The sequence below is a fragment of the Micromonospora sp. NPDC005206 genome, from assembly GCF_040608175.1.
Lineage (GTDB): Bacteria > Actinomycetota > Actinomycetes > Mycobacteriales > Micromonosporaceae > Micromonospora.
This window is the reverse complement of record NZ_JBEXHU010000003.1, coordinates 332362-347481: the sequence shown is the minus strand read 5'-3', so window position 1 is coordinate 347481 and position 15120 is coordinate 332362. Positions and strand designations below refer to the sequence as shown.

The window sequence follows — 15120 nt, the reverse complement described above, 5'->3', positions numbered from 1 at the left end:
GAAGGGGCCCTTCCTTACGGAGGGGAGCGGCATGCAGCGGTGGCGGGGGTACGACGCGGCGCCCGGCGGGTGGGGGCGTTCGGTCGTCACCATCGGCGTCTTCGACGGCGTGCACAAGGGGCACCAGGCGACCATCGGGCACGCCGTGGCCCGGGCCCGAGAGCTGGGCGTGCAGTCCGTCGTGGTCACGTTCGACCCGCACCCGGCCGAGGTGGTCCGCCCCGGCTCGCATCCGGCTGTGCTCACCGAGCCCGCCCGCAAGGCTGAGCTGATCGAGGCGCTCGGCGTGGACGTGCTCTGCGTGGTGCCGTTCACACCAGAGTTCTCCCGGCTGCCCGCCGAGCAGTTCGTGCACGACATCCTGGTCGAGCACCTGCACGCGGCGCTGGTGGTGGTCGGCAGCAACTTCCGTTTCGGGCACCGGGCGGCCGGCGACGTGGCGCTGCTGGAGCGGCTGGGTCAGACCTTCGGCTTCGCGGTGGAGGGCGGCCCGCTGGTCGCCGAGGACGGCACCGTCTTCTCCTCGACGTACATCCGCTCCTGCGTCGACGCGGGCGACGTGGGCGCGGCGGCGGCCGCGCTGGGCCGTTCGCACCGGCTGGAGGGCGTGGTGGTCCGCGGTGACCAGCGTGGGCGGGAACTGGGCTTTCCCACCGCCAACCTGCTCTGCCACCGGTACGCGGCGGTGCCCGCCGACGGGGTGTACGCGGCCCGGCTGATCCGCCGCGGGCAGCGCGAGCCGCTGATGGCGGCGGTGTCGGTGGGCACCAACCCGACCTTCTCCGGCCGGGAGCGGCGGGTGGAGGCGTACGCGCTGGACTTCGACGGTGACCTCTACGGCGAGCGGCTGGCCCTGGACTTCGTGGCGCACCTGCGGGGGCAGATCCGGTACGACTCGATCGAGCCGTTGATCGCCCAGATGGAACAGGACGTCGAACGCACCCGGCGCGCCCTGGGCTGATCCTCCCGGGCGACGCAGCTGCCTGCCCGAGGCCCTTGACCGGGTGCTACCGGCGGGTGCTGGTAGTCTGGCGGAAACGTCGGGTGACCGGCGTGGGGCCTCGCGTGCCTGCTCGACGCCGCGGGTGCGAGGACCGGTCCGTCCCCGGTCCATCGGGACGACGGACAACTACTTGATCAACCCACTGAAACAGGGAGAACATGGCGCTCGATCAGGAAGCCAAGGCCACGATCCGCGCGGAGTACGCGACCGCCGAGGGCGACACCGGTTCGCCGGAGGTCCAGGTCGCGGTCCTCACCAAGCGGATCGCTGAGCTGACCGAGCACCTGAAGGTGCACAAGCACGACCACCACAGCCGCCGTGGGCTGCTGCTGCTGGTCGGCCGGCGCCGTCGGCTGCTCAACTACGTCCAGAAGAAGGACATTGCCCGCTACCGGTCGCTCATCGAGCGGCTCGGCCTGCGCCGGTGACGTGACGGGGGAGTGGCCGACCGGCCGCTCCCCCGATCGGCGTCCCACCTGAAGAACACGGGCCGCGCGACCACCCGACAGGGAGCCGGTCAGCGTACCGGTCTCCGGTAGTGGCCCCCGGGAATCCCGGCATCATGCCGGCCACCCGGGCGCTTCGATCGAAGACCGGCCGGCTGAGCAGTTCCCCGTGTCGTGGGGCCCACGACGCGAAGGAGCACTACAGCACATGACCGAGACCAACCTCGGCACCGAATCCCGCACCGCCGTGATCGACAACGGGTCCTTCGGCACCCGTGAGATCACCTTCTCCACCGGTCGGCTGGCTCGCCAGGCCGCCGGTTCCGTCGTCGCCCAGCTGGGCGAGACGGTCGTTCTCTCCGCCACCACCGCCGGTAAGCACCCGAAGGAGCAGTTCGACTTCTTCCCGCTGACCGTCGACGTCGAGGAGCGGATGTACGCCGCGGGCCGGATCCCCGGCTCGTTCTTCCGCCGTGAGGGCCGGCCCAGCGAGGACGCCATCCTCACCTGCCGGCTGATCGACCGGCCGCTGCGCCCGTCGTTCGTCAAGGGCCTGCGCAACGAGGTCCAGGTCGTCGAGACCATCCTCGCGCTCGACCCGCAGCACCCGTACGACGTCGTGGCGATCAACGCCGCCTCGATGTCGACCAAGCTCTCCGGCCTGCCGTTCTCCGGCCCCATCGGTGCCACCCGGGTCGCGCACATCGACGGCCAGTGGGTCGCCTTCCCGACCCTGGAGGAGCTGGCACGCGCCACCTTCGACATGGTCGTGGCCGGCCGCACGCTCGAGGACGGCGACGTCGCGATCATGATGGTCGAGGCGGAGGCCACGCCGAACGCCGTCGCCCTGATCTCGGCCGGCGCCACCGCCCCGACCGAGGAGATCGTGGCCAGCGGCCTGGAGGCCGCGAAGCCGGCGATCCGTGAGCTGTGCCGCGCGCAGAGCGAGCTGGCCGAGGTCGCCGCCAAGCCGGTCACCGAGTTCCCCGTCTTCCTGGACTACCAGGACGACGTGTACGACGCGGTCGCCGGGCTGGCCCGCACCGAGGTGGCCGAGGCGATCACCATCGCCGGCAAGGCCGACCGCGAGGAGGCCCTGGACCGGGTCAAGGCCCGGGTCGCCGAGGAGCTGGGTGGTCGGTTCGAGGGTCGGGAGAAGGAGCTCAGCGCCGCCTTCCGCTCGCTGACCAAGTCCGAGGTGCGCAACCGCGTGCTGCGTGAGCAGGTCCGCATGGACGGGCGTGGCCCGCGGGACATCCGCCCGCTGACCGCCGAGGTCGGCGTGCTGCCCCGGGTGCACGGTTCGGCGCTGTTCGAGCGGGGCGAGACCCAGATCCTGGGCGTCACCACGCTCAACATGCTCCGCATGGAGCAGATGGTGGACACGCTGTCCCCCGAGAACCGCAAGCGCTACATGCACAACTACAACTTCCCGCCGTACTCGACCGGTGAGACCGGCCGGGTCGGCTCGCCGAAGCGGCGCGAGATCGGCCACGGCGCGCTCGCCGAGCGGGCGCTGATCCCGGTGCTGCCGTCGCGCGAGGAGTTCCCGTACGCCATCCGGCAGGTCTCCGAGGCGCTCGGCTCCAACGGCTCCACCTCGATGGGTTCGGTCTGCGCCTCGACGCTGGGCCTGCTCAGCGCCGGTGTGCCGCTGAAGGCGCCGGTCGCCGGCATCGCGATGGGGCTCATCTCCGACGAGGTGGACGGCAAGACCCAGTACGTGACGCTGACCGACATCCTCGGTGCCGAGGACGCGTTCGGTGACATGGACTTCAAGGTCGCCGGCACGCCGGAGTTCGTCACCGCGCTCCAGCTCGACACCAAGCTCAACGGCATCCCGTCGGACGTGCTGGCCGCCGCGCTGCAGCAGGCGAACGAGGCCCGGCAGGTCATCCTCGGTGTCATGAAGGCGGCGATCGAGGCTCCGGCCGAGATGTCGGACTACGCGCCGCGGGTCACCACCGTCAAGATCCCGGTGGACAAGATCGGCATGGTGATCGGCCCGAAGGGGCAGACCATCAACGCGATCCAGGACGAGACCGGCGCCGAGATCTCCATCGAGGACGACGGCACGATCTACGTCGGCGCCACCAACGGCCCGTCGGCCCAGGCGGCCGTCGACCGGATCAACGGGATCGCCAACCCGACCCTGCCCAAGCAGGGCGAGCGGTTCCTCGGCACGGTGGTCAAGACCGCCGCGTTCGGTGCGTTCATCTCGCTGCTGCCGGGTCGTGACGGCCTGCTGCACATCTCCAAGGTGGGCGACGGCAAGCGGGTCGAGCGCGTTGAGGACTTCCTCAACGTCGGCGACCGGGTCGAGGTCGAGATCGCGGACATCGACGCCCGCGGCAAGATCTACCTGGACAAGGTCCGCCCGGAGGGCGCCGAGGCGCCGGCCGCTGGTGAGGCCGCCGGTGGCGACCGGCCGGCCAGCCGCGACCGTGGCGACCGTGGGCCGCGTGACCGGGGCGACCGCGAGCGTGGCGGCGACAAGGGCGGCCGTGGCCCGGAGCGCGGCGACCGTGGCGAGGGCGGCAACGGCGGCGGCGAGGGTGGTGAGGGCGGCGAGCGTCCGCGCCGCCGGACCCGGCACAGCTGATCGTCGTACATCGCATCACCCACCCCTCGTCGAACCGGGAGCAGTACGTGAGTCGGGCCTTCAGTGCGCCGTTTCCACCGGATCGACGGGGGGTGGCCGCGTCCCGGGACACCGGGGCGGGCCGCTCCGGCGGCACCGCCCGGGCGGTGACCCGGACGCTCAGCGACGACCCGCTGGGCGGCACGGTACGTCGTACCGTGCTGCCCAGCGGCCTGCGCGTGCTCACCGAGGCGATTCCGGCGATGCGCAGCGTCTCGTTCGGCATCTGGGTGGCGGTCGGCTCGCGGGACGAGACCGGCCCACAGGCCGGTGCCGCACACTTTCTCGAGCACCTGCTCTTCAAGGGCACCCACAAGCGCACCGCCCTGGAGATCTCCTCGCAGATCGAGGCGGTGGGTGGCGAGACCAACGCCTTCACCACGAAGGAATACACCTGCTACTACGCCCGCGTGCTGGACGAGGACCTGCCGCTGGCGATCGACGTGATGTGCGACCTGGTCGCCGACTCGCTGCTGGAGCCGGCCGACGTGGAGACCGAGCGCGGCGTGATCCTCGAAGAGATCGCCATGCACGACGACGAGCCCGGTGACGAGGTGCACGACCTCTTCGCCCGCGCCGTCTACGGCGACCAACCGCTGGGCCGACTGATCTCCGGCACCGAGGAAACCGTCACGCCGATGACCCGGCGGCAGATCCAGAGCTTCTACCGGCGCCGTTACACCGCGCCGCAGATCGTCATCGCCGCCGCCGGCAACCTCGACCACGCCGCGATGGTCAAGCTGGTCCGCCAGGCGGTGCGCGGCACCCCGCTGGACAGCGACCCGGCGACCCCGGCGCCGTACCGCAAGGCCACCCCGGCGGTACGGACCCGGCCCGCCACCACTCTGGTGGAGCCGAAGGAGACCGAGCAGGCGCACATCATCCTCGGCTGCCCCGGCATCGATCGCATCGACGATCGGCGCTTCGCCCTCGGGGTGCTCAACAACGTGCTCGGCGGCGGCATGTCCAGCCGGCTGTTTCAGGAGATCCGCGAGCAGCGCGGCCTGGCGTACTCGGTCTACTCGTACGCCAGCCAGTACGCCGACAGCGGCCTGTTCGCCGTCTACGCCGGCTGCGCGCCGGGCAAGGTGGACGAGGTGCTGGCCCTGACCCGCGCCGAGCTGGCCCGGGTGGCCGCCGAGGGGCTGACCGAGGCCGAGGTGGCCCGGGGCAAGGGGATGAGCAAGGGCTCGTTCGTGCTCGGCCTGGAGGACACCGGTTCCCGGATGAGCCGGCTGGCCAAGGGGGAGCTGCTCTACGGCGACCTGATGCCGGTGGACGAGCTGCTCCGGCGGGTCGACGAGGTCACCGTGGCGGACGTGAACGCCCTCGCCGCGGAGCTGCTCGGCCGGCCGATGTCGCTGGCCGTGGTCGGCCCGTTCGGCGCCTCCGACTTCGTCGGCTGAGGGCGCTGCCGCCCCGGTGGGGCAGTCGGGCCGGGTGACCTCCCGGACAGTGGCGTGGATCCGGTCCGGCCGGGAGCCAGCGTCCCGATTGGGATAGGTTGTGCCCCGTGACTGACGAGCAGGAGAGAACTCCCGCCGACCCGGTGCGGGTCGGTGTCCTGGGTGCCCGGGGCCGGATGGGCATCGAGGTGTGCAAGGCGGTCGACACCGCCGACGACCTTGAGCTCGTGGCGATGGTCGACCAGGGTGACGGCCTCTTCGCCGCGTCCGACGCCGGCGCCGAGGTGGTCGTCGACTTCACCACGCCGGACGTCGTCATGGACAACCTGCACTGGTGCATCGACCAGGGCATCAACGCGGTGGTCGGCACCACGGGCTTCACCGAGCAGCGGCTGGACCGGGTGCGCGGCTGGCTTGCCCGCAAGCCGGGGGTGGGCGTGGTGATCGCGCCGAACTTCGGCATCGGCGCGGTGCTGATGATGCAGTTCGCCGCGCGGGCCGCCCGGCACTTCGAGTCCGTCGAGATCATCGAGCAGCACCACCCGCGCAAGTTGGACGCCCCGAGCGGCACGGCCACGCACACGGCGCGGCAGATCGCCCGGGCCCGCGCCGAGGCTGGGCTCGGCCCGGTCCCGGACGCCACCAAGGACGAGGTGCCGGGCGCGCGGGGCGCCGAGATCGACGGGGTACGCGTACACGCCGTGCGCGCCACCGGGCTCGTCGCCCACCAGGAGGTGCTGTTCGGCACCACCGGCGAGACGCTGACCATTCGGCACGACTCGTACGACCGGGCCTCGTTCATGCCGGGTGTGCTGCTGGCCGTGCGCGCGGTGCGCGACCGCCCCGGTCTCACCGTCGGCCTGGACGCCCTGCTCGACTGACCGCATCGCGGTGTCGAGGGTGGGCGGAAACCGGATCGCGGGGGAGTCGGGCCGGTCCTCGGCTGCCGCCATGATCAATGGTGGACATCTGGACCAGGCCGGACGCCGCGTCTCCCTGCGCCCGGTGGACGACGACAACTGGCGTGCCGTGGCCGACGTCGCCCCGCGCGACGACCAGCGCCGGTTCGTCGCCGCGCTGGGCGCCCGCTACCTGCTGGTCAGCATTCATTCCGAGGTGTGGAACTCGCTCGCGGTGTACGCCGACGAGGCCGTCGTCGGCCATGTCATGTGGGGCGTGGACGACGACGGCTCGCACTGGATCGGCGGGATGCTGATCGACGCCGCCGAGCAGAACCGGGGTGTCGGTCGAGCCACCGTGCGGACCCTGGCCGCCTGGCTGGCCGCCAAGGAGGGCAATCCCCCGGTCCGCCTCTCGTACCACCCCGACAACACCCAGGCGGCATCCCTTTACACGGCCCTGGGCTTCCACCCCACCGGCGCCATGGACGACGACGAACTAATCGCCGAACGAACCTGGTAACACCCGCCCACCCTCGTTGATCATGAAGTTATCGCCACGACACGCCGAGGTGGATGACAACAACTTCATGATCAACGGGGTGGGAGCGGGGTGGGGTGGGCTAGTGGGGGGTTGAGGTGGTGGGGCGGCGTTGGGTGGGGAGGGTTGGGGTCAGGGGGGTGGGTAGGCCGGTGATGGTGGGGTGGCCGGTTTGGTCGACGGTGATGTCCACTGGGGCGCCGGCCAGGCGGAAGCCGCTGACCGTGAGCGCGCCGAGCTCGGATCCGGCCAGCGGCGCCAGCCGGACCGTGCCGCCCGGCACGTCGGGGTAGAGCCCGGTGGCGGCCTGGAGCAGCAGCACCGCGCTGGCCGCGGCCCAGGCCTGCGGCCGGCACGCCGCCGGGTACGGCACCGGGCGGTTCACCAGTGATCGGTCGTCGCCGCCGTACAGCTCGGGCAGCCGGTAGTCGAACGCCTCGGCCGCGGCGAGCAACCCTTCGGCCAGGCCGAGCGCGGCGTCCCGGTGCCCGGCGCGGGCCAGCCCGGCGAGCACGATCGCGGTGTCGTGGGTCCAGATCGAACCGCAGTGGTACGACAGCGGGCTGAATCCGGCGTCGTCGGTGGACATGGTCCGCAGCCCGAAGCCACCGGCCAGCGTGTCGGTGGTGAGCAGGCGGGCGACCTGGTCCTCCTCGTCGCCGGTGAGCAGGCCGGTGCCGAGCAGGTGACCGATGTTGCTGGTCAGTGAGTCGACTGGCCGCTTGTCCCGGTCCAGGGCCAGCGCGGGCTGCGGGCCGTACCGGCCGTCGACCCAGAAGCTGTCCCGGAACCGGCGGGCGAGCGCGGCCGCGTGCGCACGCCAGCGGTCCCCACCCGGGCGGCCGAAGGCGTCGAGCAGCGCGGCGCCGTTCACCGCCGCCTCGTGCGCGTACCCCTGCACCTCGGCCAGCACGATCGGCGCGCTGGCCAGCGAGCCGTCGTGGAACCGGACGGCGTCGCCGGAGTCCTTCCAGCCCTGGTTGGACAGCCCGTGCCCGGTGGTGTCGATGTACTCGACCAGACCGTCGCCGTCCGGGTCGGCGTGCTCGCCGAGCCAGCGCAGCGCCGCCTCCAGGTGCGGCAGCAGCGGTTCGATCTGCTCGACCGGGAGACCCCAGCGCCAGGCGTCGTGCAGCAGGTTGACCCAGAGCATGGTGGCGTCGACGGTGCCGTAGTAGACCGGTGGCAGGCGGAGCCCGTCGTCGGGCAGCGCGAACTCGTGCCGGCGCAGCTCGTGCAGGATCTTGCCGGGGGCCTCGCCGGTGGCCGGATCGACGCGGGTGCCCTGTCGCCGGGCGAGCACCCGCAGGGTGCCGGCGGCCAGGTCGGTGCCGAGCGGCAGCATCATCCGGGCTGCCCAGAGGCTGTCCCGGCCGAACAGGGTGAGGAACCAGGGCACCCCGGCGCCGAGGAAGACGTCGCGGGGTGCGCCGGTCTCGGCCAGTCGCAGCCCGCGCAGGTCGTCGAGGCTGCGGTCGAGCAGCCGGACCAGCCGCCGGTCGTCGGCGGTCACCTGGGGCCGGGACCAGTCCGGCTCGCCGGCCGGGCCGATGACCACGGCGCGCGGGTCCTCGACGGTCAGGTGCCAGCGCAGCACCGTCTCGCCGCCGGGGGGCAGCTCGACCGGCCAGGCCAGCCGGGGGGCCGTGATCCGTTCGCCGGTGGCGAGGACGTCGGCGCCCGCGCCGGTGACGGTGACGGTGATGCCCTCCGCCGCCCAGGTGAGCACGCCGGGCTGGCCGGTCTTGGCTTCCAGCGGCGGCGCGGCGCCGCCGGACTTGACCACCTCGATGGGTGCCAGATCGCAGGCGAGGTCGATGCTGACGGTGGCGCGTACCGGCACGGTGGCGGTGGAGACGACCCGCAGCTCCTCGGTGAGGCCGTCACGGGTGGCCCGGCGGAGCCGGTCGACCCGGACGGTGGGGTCGGGCACGGCGTCGCCGAGCCAGCGCGCCAGGCTCACGAAGCGGGCGCCGTGCGCGCCGTCGTCGCCGCGGGTCAGCCCTTCCAGCTCCCGGTCGTCGACCCGTAGCTCGGCCCGGGAGAGCACCCTGGCGTCGGCGTGGAAGACGCCCTGGACGCCGGTCGGGCGGATCTGCCCGGTCGCGTCCCCCAGTGCGCTGGTCGGGGCGAGGACCACCCCCACCAACTCGTGCAGGAGGGGTTGCAGCTGGCGTTCGATCACGGTGTGGCTCCAGATCCTCAGGGTGCGGGACGGACGTCTTGACAACGCGCCCCTGGCGGTGCAAAGTGCGAAACATTCCAGAAACTTGAACGATCTAATCCTGCCTTATCCAGATTGGATCGTTCAAGATGGCGAGAGGGATTAAGTGGCCGAAAAGGTGACCATCGCGACGGTGGCCCGGCACGCCCGAGTGAGCCGCCAGACGGTGTCCAACGTGCTCAACGCCCCGCACATCGTGCGGGAGGAGACCCGGCTACGGGTCCAGGACGCCATCAGCGCGCTCGGCTACCGGGCCAACCAGGCCGCCCGGCAGATGCGTACCGGCCGGTCCCGGCTGATCGCCGCACGGATCGAGCCGACCCGTGACGGCATCAATGGATCGGTGCTCGACCGCTTCCTGCACGGCCTCACCGAGACCGCCGACGCCGCCGGCTACCGGGTGCTGCTCTACACGGCCACCGACGACGAGCGGGAGATCGCCACCTACGACGACCTGCTGGGCACGTACGAGCTGGACGCGTTCGTGCTCGTCGGCACGAAGTACGGCGACCCGCGTACCGCCTGGCTCGCCGGCCGGGACGTGCCGTTCGTGACCTTCGGCCGGCCGTGGGACGCGCTCGACGCCCATCCCTGGGTCGACGTCGACGGCGCGGCCGGCACGGCCCAGGCCACCCGGCACCTGCTGGCGTCCGGGCACCGGCGGATCGCGTTCATCGGTTGGCCGCTCGGCTCCGGCGTCGGCGACGACCGCCGGGCCGGTTGGCGCGACGCGCTGCGCGCCGCCGGCATCGACCCGACCGGGCTGCACCGGGAGACCGAGGACGGCATCGCCGAGGGGGAGCGGCTGATGCGCGACCTGCTCGTCACCGTGGCACCGACCGCCGTGGTCTGTGCCAGCGACTCGCTCGCCCTCGGCGCCCTCCAGGCGATCCGCGGCGTCGACCCGCCCGTGTCGGTGATCGGCTTCGACGACACCCCGGTGGCCGCCGCGGTCGGGCTGGCCAGCGTCAGCCAACCGCTCGGCGAGGCCGCCGCCCGCTGCGTGGACCTGCTCACCGGGGTCCTCGACGGTAACCACGAGACCCCCGCCCACGTGCTGCTCCAGCCCGCGCTGGCGCTTCGGCACACCGCGTAGTCCCTTCCCCCACCAGGAGAAACCCATGGCACCTCGAACCCTCACCCGGGCGGCGGTGGCCGGCCTGGCCGCCGTCGCCCTCCTCGGCTCTGCGGCCTGCGGCAGTGGCTTCGACGACTCCTCCGGCGACGCCACCCAGTCCAGCGGCCCGGCCAGCCTGCAGATCCTGATCGGCTCCTCGGGCGAGGCTGAGACCAAGGCCGTCCAGGACGCCGCGGCGAAGTGGGCCGGCAGTTCCGGCAACACCGCCACGGTCACCCCGGCGCAGGACCTCACCCAGCAGCTCGGTCAGGCCCTCGCCGGTGGCACCCCACCGGACGTCTTCTACGTCGACGCGGCGCGGTTCGCCGACTACGCCAGCGTCGGGGCCCTGGAGCCGTACGGCGACAAGGTGAGCAACACGAGCGACTTCTACGAGAGCCTGCGCACCGCCTTCACCTACGACGGCAAGCTCTACTGCGCGCCCAAGGACTTCTCCACCCTGGCCCTGCAGATCAACACGGACCTGTGGACCAAGGCCGGGCTGACCGACGCCGACGTGCCGACCACCTGGGACCAGCTCACCGCGACCGCCCAGAAGATCAAGGCCAAGGGGCAGGTCCCGCTGGCCCTCGGTGACACCCGCGACCGGATCGGCGCCTTCATGGTGCAGAACGGCGGGTGGCTGATGAGCAAGGACGGCAAGCAGGCCACCGCCGACACCCCGGAGAACCTGGCCGCCCTCCAGTACGTCAAGACCATGCTGACCACGGGCCTCGCCAAGTACCCGAAGCAGCTTGACGCCGGTTGGTCCGGTGAGGCGTTCGGCAAGGGCAAGGCCGTGATGACCATCGAGGGCAACTGGATCAAGGGCGCCCTCCAGAACGACTTCCCGAACATCAAGTACAAGGTCGTCCCGCTGCCGGCCGGCGCGAAGGGCCAGGGCACGCTCTCCTTCACCCAGTGCTGGGGCATCGCGGCCAAGAGCAAGTACAAGGACCAGGCGATCAAGTTCGTCGAGGCGATGACCAGCGGCGAGCAGCAGATGGCCTTCGCCAAGGCGTTCGGCGTGATGCCGTCCCGGCAGTCGGTGCGCGACCAGTACACCAGCGCCTTCCCGGCGGACAAGCCGTTCATCGACGGCGCCGCGTACGCCCAGGGCCCGGTGAACGCCCCGAAGATGGACAGCGTCCTCGGCGACCTCGACACCGGTCTGCAGGGCCTGGTCAACGGTGACCCGAAGACCGTGCTGCAGAACTTCGACAAGAACGCCAAGGCGGCGCTCGGCGCCAGCTGAGGTGTTAGGAAGGGCCCCTTTTTATGCACCAGGCGATAACAAGGGGCCCTTCCTTACACCGTCGGCCCGAGACAGGGAGGGAGGGGAGATGGCAACCGAAACATTGAGCGCCGTGGCGACCGCGTCCGGCGAGAGCCCCCGCCGACGCCGAGGCGGCATCCGCAGCAACGAGACCGTCGCCGGCTGGCTCTTCGTCGCGCCGGTGATCGTCATCCTGGGGCTGTTCCTACTGCTGCCGATCCTGATGGCGCTCTGGGTCAGCCTGACCGACTGGAACGGCCAGGGCAGCCCGTTCACCGGCGACGTGCCGTTCGTCGGCGGGCACAACTACACCCAGTTGTTCACCGAGGACGGGCTGGCCCGCCGCGACTTCATGACCAGCATCCGCAACAACATCTACTACGTGGCGATCGTGGTGCCGGCGCAGACCGTGCTCGCGCTCGGGCTGGCGCTGGTCGTCAACAACCGGATGCTCAAGGGCAAGAGCTTCTTCCGCAGCGCCTTCTACTTCCCCTCGGTCACCAGCTCGGTCGCGATCAGCGTGGTGTTCCTGTTCCTGTTCGCCAACTCCGGCGCGGTCAACGCGCTGCTCAACGTCCTCGGCATCGACGGACCGGAGTGGTTCGCCGACTCGCGGGGCGTGCTGCACCTGCTGTTCAAAGCGGTCGGCGTCGACTCGCCCCCGGCGGCGCTGGCCGACGGCGGCCCGTTCGGGCTGAGCTGGTGGGACTGGCTGGCCGGTCCCAGCGTGGCGATGATGTCGATCATCACTCTTGTCATCTGGACCACCTCCGGCACCTTCATGCTGATGTTCCTGGCCGGCCTGCAGAACGTGCCGGTCACGCTGGACGAGGCGAGCACCCTCGACGGCGCGTCCCGGTGGCAGCGGTTCCGGCACGTCACCCTGCCGCTGATCAGGCCGACCATGTTCCTGGTGCTCACCCTCGGCCTGATCGGCTCCTGGCAGGTCTTCGACCAGGTGTACGTGATGAGCCAGGGCGGCCCGGCCAAGACCACGCTCACCCCGGCCTACCTGTCGTACCGGACCGCCTTCCGGGACTTCGACTACGGCTCCGGAGCCGCGATCTCGTTCGTGCTGTTCCTGATCATCATCGTGCTCACGCTGATCCAGCGCCGAGTGCTCGCCGAGCGGGACACCGACCGGCCGCGACGCGGCTGGCGGCGTCGACGCGTACCGGGGAGGTCCTGAGATGGCCGTGCTGACCGACCGACCGCCGGTGGCGCCAGCGCGGCGCGACCAGCGCGCGGCGCGCACCCTGGCCACCCGCTTCCTGGGGTACGCGACGCTGATCTTCTTCGGGCTGGTGTTCCTCTACCCGTTCGTCATCCAGATCAGCAGTTCGCTCAAGACCGAGCCCGACGCGGCGGCCAACCCGCTCTCCCCGTTCCCGGACCCGCTCACGCTGGCCGGCTTCGAGCGGATCTTCGGCGGCACCAACTTCCCGCTCTGGCTGGGCAACTCACTGCTGGTGACGGTGCTCGTCACCCTCGGTCGGGTGTTCTTCGACTCGCTCGCGGGGTACGCGCTGGCCCGGCTGCGGTTCCGGGGACGCGGCGGGCTGTTCGCCGCCGTCATCGCGGTGATGGCGGTGCCCGGAGTGGTGCTGCTGATCCCGAAGTTCCTGGTGCTCAACCAGCTCGGCATCTACAACAGCTACGCGGGTCTGGTGGTGCCGCTGCTGGCCGACGCGGCGGGCGTGTTCATCATGAAGCAGTTCTTCGAGTCGATCCCGTTGAGCGTGGAGGAGGCCGCCCGGATCGACGGGGCGAGCATCTTCCGCACCTTCTGGTCGGTGGTGCTGCCGATGGCGAAACCGGCGCTGATCACCCTGACCATTTTGTCGTTCCAGGGCTCCTGGAACGAGTTCCCGCACAGCCTCGTGTCGGTGCAGGACCCGGACCTGTTCACCCTGCCGCGTGGGCTGGCCGACCTGGTCAGCGGCTCACTCGGCAGCGGCACCCAGCATCCGCTCAAGCTGGGCGCGGCGCTGCTGGCCACCATCCCCGTCGCGATCATCTTCGTGGTGTTCCAGCGGTACTTCGTCCGGGATGCCAACGACGGCTCGGACAAGGGCTGACCTGCCCCGGTGGGGCGGCCCCGACGTGCGGAGCCGCCCCACCGGTCAGCTCTGCTGGAGGACGGACAGGATGTTGCCGGCCGGATCGGTGAACCAGGCGATGGCCGGCCCCTGCCCGCGCATGACCCCCTTCTCGTCCTGCGGCATCCCGTCGTAGCGGGCGAAGTGGACCCCCCGCGCGATCAGCCCGTCGACCGCACGGTCGATGTCGTCGACCGGGAAGTTGAGCACCGTGTAGGTCGCCGGGGTGTGGTCGTTCTTCGGATAGACCAGGACGGGCCGGTCCCCGGCGATGTGCAGGGTCAGCAACCCGCCCATCGCGTCGTCCCGGGTGACCCGCAGGCCGAGCGTCTCGCCGTAGAACCGTTCGGCGCGCCCGGTGTCGTCCACCGAGAATCCGCTGAACGCCTTGGTGTCTGTGAACACGGTGGTCTCCTCGTTGTCGGCGTACGAGGGGTGGACGATGTCGCCGGCCGGAACTCATCGCCCGGCCGGCCCGGACGGTCAGGGGTCGAGACGGGCGGGCAGGCCGAAGCGCGGAAAGAGCCCCGGGTCGAGGTAGTGGGTGAGGCGGGTGATCCGGCCACCGGCGACCTCCGGCAGCTGGATCGAGAACGGTCGGTGCCCGCCCGCCGGGTCGGGCCGGTACTGGGCGAAGGCGGGGCCGCCGTTGGCCGTCACCCGGATGAGCCGGGAGCCCCGGCAGCCCGCCCCCGGCCCGACCAGCCAACGACCGATGTCGCCCGCGCCACGCAGCCACATCCGGTACGGCGGCATGCTCTGGACGGCGTCGGCGCGTAGCAGGCCCACCAGAGCGTCGACGTCATAGCGCTCGAAGACCTGCACGTAGCGGTCGAGCAGGTCGCGGTGCTCCCGATCCAGCGGCCGGCCCGGAGCGTCACCGACCCGGTCGGCCAGCGTGGCCCGGGCTCGTTGCAGCGCGCTGTTGACCGCGGGCACGGTGGTGTCGAGCAGACCGGCGACCTCCTCGGCCCGCCAACGCAGCACGTCCCGCAGGATCAGCACCGCGCGCTGCCGGGCCGGCAGGTGCTGGAGCGCGGCCACGAACGCCAACCGGACCGACTCCCGAACCACCGTCAGCTCGGCCGGATCGGCCGCCGCCGGCAGCACCGCCGCGTCCGGGGCGGGCTCCACCCAGCCGGTCTCGGGACCGCCCAACGCCGCGGCCACCGGCGACGACGGATCGCCGAGGTCCATCGGCAGGGCCCGGCGCCGACGACCGCGCAGCAGGTCCAGGCAGACGTTGGTGGCGATCCGGTAGAGCCAGGTGCGCGGGCTGGACCGGCCGTCGAAGCCGTCCCACCCGCGCCAGGCCCGCAGCAGCGTCTCCTGCACCGCGTCCTCGGCGTCGTACAGCGAGCCGAGCATCCGGTAGCAGTAGCCGGTCAGCTCGACCCGGAACTCCTCCAGCCGGCCGTCCGCGGTCGGCGCCGGCACCGGCACGGTCGCTGCACTCATGGGGCCGACG

At 71.5% G+C, this 15120-nt stretch carries 13 protein-coding genes; 10 read left to right on the top strand and 3 right to left on the bottom strand.

Annotated features, from left to right (window positions below; translation table 11 throughout):
* Positions 1-31 precede the first annotated feature (31 nt).
* From ABZU69_RS05755 to ABZU69_RS05730, 6 genes are all read left to right on the top strand, one after another.
* Positions 32-961 carry a bifunctional riboflavin kinase/FAD synthetase gene (locus ABZU69_RS05755; RefSeq protein ID WP_354963234.1) on the top strand — a complete coding sequence of 310 codons (930 nt, stop codon included), beginning with the start codon at positions 32-34 and terminating at the stop codon, positions 959-961.
* 200 nt (positions 962-1161) lie between these two features.
* Positions 1162-1431 (top strand): 30S ribosomal protein S15, encoded by a 270-nt coding sequence (gene rpsO, locus ABZU69_RS05750; RefSeq protein WP_074317913.1) that lies wholly within the window; start codon positions 1162-1164, stop codon positions 1429-1431.
* A gap of 226 nt (positions 1432-1657) precedes the next feature.
* Positions 1658-4051, top strand: coding sequence for a polyribonucleotide nucleotidyltransferase (locus ABZU69_RS05745; RefSeq protein WP_354963233.1), 2394 nt, complete (start codon positions 1658-1660; stop codon positions 4049-4051).
* A gap of 47 nt (positions 4052-4098) precedes the next feature.
* Positions 4099-5496 (top strand): pitrilysin family protein, encoded by a 1398-nt coding sequence (locus ABZU69_RS05740; protein WP_354963232.1) that lies wholly within the window; start codon positions 4099-4101, stop codon positions 5494-5496.
* A gap of 107 nt (positions 5497-5603) precedes the next feature.
* Complete coding sequence (dapB, locus tag ABZU69_RS05735; protein ID WP_354963231.1) at positions 5604-6377, top strand: 4-hydroxy-tetrahydrodipicolinate reductase; 774 nt, start codon at positions 5604-5606, stop codon at positions 6375-6377.
* Between the two features lie 70 nt (positions 6378-6447).
* Positions 6448-6918 (top strand): GNAT family N-acetyltransferase, encoded by a 471-nt coding sequence (locus tag ABZU69_RS05730; RefSeq protein WP_354963230.1) that lies wholly within the window; start codon positions 6448-6450, stop codon positions 6916-6918.
* A gap of 100 nt (positions 6919-7018) precedes the next feature.
* Here the strand turns inward: ABZU69_RS05730 and ABZU69_RS05725 are convergent, their stop codons facing one another.
* Positions 7019-9121: a glycogen debranching N-terminal domain-containing protein gene (locus ABZU69_RS05725; RefSeq protein WP_354963229.1), complete on the bottom strand. Its 2103-nt coding sequence runs from the start codon at positions 9119-9121 to the stop codon at positions 7019-7021.
* A 145-nt stretch (positions 9122-9266) separates the two neighbouring features.
* On the opposite strand from ABZU69_RS05725, the gene ABZU69_RS05720 reads away from it, so the two are divergent.
* The 4 genes from ABZU69_RS05720 to ABZU69_RS05705 all read left to right on the top strand — a co-directional run bounded on the left by ABZU69_RS05720 (position 9267) and on the right by ABZU69_RS05705 (position 13631).
* A complete protein-coding gene (locus tag ABZU69_RS05720) occupies positions 9267-10256 on the top strand; it encodes a LacI family DNA-binding transcriptional regulator (RefSeq protein ID WP_354963228.1) in 990 nt (329 codons plus the stop codon).
* A gap of 25 nt (positions 10257-10281) precedes the next feature.
* Positions 10282-11532, top strand: coding sequence for an extracellular solute-binding protein (locus tag ABZU69_RS05715; protein WP_354963227.1), 1251 nt, complete (start codon positions 10282-10284; stop codon positions 11530-11532).
* Between the two features lie 88 nt (positions 11533-11620).
* The gene (locus ABZU69_RS05710) at positions 11621-12742 is read left to right on the top strand and encodes a sugar ABC transporter permease (RefSeq protein WP_354963226.1); all 1122 of its coding nucleotides are present in this window, start codon (positions 11621-11623) and stop codon (positions 12740-12742) included.
* Position 12743: 1 nt separating this feature from the next.
* Positions 12744-13631, top strand: coding sequence for a carbohydrate ABC transporter permease (locus tag ABZU69_RS05705; protein ID WP_354963225.1), 888 nt, complete (start codon positions 12744-12746; stop codon positions 13629-13631).
* Between the two features lie 45 nt (positions 13632-13676).
* On the opposite strand, the gene ABZU69_RS05700 is transcribed toward ABZU69_RS05705, so the two are convergent.
* Together ABZU69_RS05700 and ABZU69_RS05695 are read right to left on the bottom strand one after the other, a co-directional pair.
* Complete coding sequence (locus ABZU69_RS05700) at positions 13677-14057, bottom strand: VOC family protein (protein WP_354963224.1); 381 nt, start codon at positions 14055-14057, stop codon at positions 13677-13679.
* A gap of 78 nt (positions 14058-14135) precedes the next feature.
* Positions 14136-15110 carry a sigma-70 family RNA polymerase sigma factor gene (locus ABZU69_RS05695; protein ID WP_354963223.1) on the bottom strand — a complete coding sequence of 325 codons (975 nt, stop codon included), beginning with the start codon at positions 15108-15110 and terminating at the stop codon, positions 14136-14138.
* Positions 15111-15120 lie beyond the last annotated feature (10 nt).

Bases quoted from the DNA above. Each gene is read 5' to 3' on its own strand.
- ABZU69_RS05755 (WP_354963234.1), top strand. From the start codon at position 32: ATGCAGCGGTGGCGGGGGTACGACGCGGCGCCCGGCGGGTGGGGGCGT.
- rpsO (WP_074317913.1), top strand. From the start codon at position 1,162: ATGGCGCTCGATCAGGAAGCCAAGGCCACGATCCGCGCGGAGTACGCG.
- ABZU69_RS05745 (WP_354963233.1), top strand. From the start codon at position 1,658: ATGACCGAGACCAACCTCGGCACCGAATCCCGCACCGCCGTGATCGAC.
- ABZU69_RS05730 (WP_354963230.1), top strand. From the start codon at position 6,448: ATGATCAATGGTGGACATCTGGACCAGGCCGGACGCCGCGTCTCCCTG.
- ABZU69_RS05715 (WP_354963227.1), top strand. From the start codon at position 10,282: ATGGCACCTCGAACCCTCACCCGGGCGGCGGTGGCCGGCCTGGCCGCC.
- ABZU69_RS05710 (WP_354963226.1), top strand. From the start codon at position 11,621: ATGGCAACCGAAACATTGAGCGCCGTGGCGACCGCGTCCGGCGAGAGC.
- ABZU69_RS05705 (WP_354963225.1), top strand. From the start codon at position 12,744: ATGGCCGTGCTGACCGACCGACCGCCGGTGGCGCCAGCGCGGCGCGAC.
- ABZU69_RS05695 (WP_354963223.1), bottom strand. From the start codon at position 15,110: ATGAGTGCAGCGACCGTGCCGGTGCCGGCGCCGACCGCGGACGGCCGG.